The organism is Skermanella aerolata KACC 11604 (assembly GCF_000936425.1).
GTDB classification, from domain to species: domain Bacteria; phylum Pseudomonadota; class Alphaproteobacteria; order Azospirillales; family Azospirillaceae; genus Skermanella; species Skermanella aerolata.
Window position 1 is genome coordinate 1 of the sequence record NZ_AVFK01000245.1, and the last position, 338, is coordinate 338.

Consider the following 338-nt stretch of genomic DNA (forward strand, 5'->3'; position numbering starts at 1 on the left):
TAGGGAAACCGAGTCTTAACTGGGCGATTAGTTGCAAGGTATAGACCCGAAACCCGGTGATCTAGCCATGGGCAGGTTGAAGGTTGGGTAACACTAACTGGAGGACCGAACCGACTAATGTTGAAAAATTAGCGGATGACTTGTGGCTGGGGGTGAAAGGCCAATCAAACCGGGAGATAGCTGGTTCTCCCCGAAAGCTATTTAGGTAGCGCCTCGTGAACTCATCTTCGGGGGTAGAGCACTGTTTCGGCTAGGGGGCCATCCCGGCTTACCAAACCGATGCAAACTCCGAATACCGAAGAATGTTATCACGGGAGACACACGGCGGGTGCTAACGT

At 52.4% G+C, this 338-nt stretch carries 1 rRNA gene; it reads left to right on the plus strand.

The features are described from left to right. A 23S ribosomal RNA gene (locus N826_RS39395) occupies positions 1–338 on the plus strand; the annotation flags it as partial.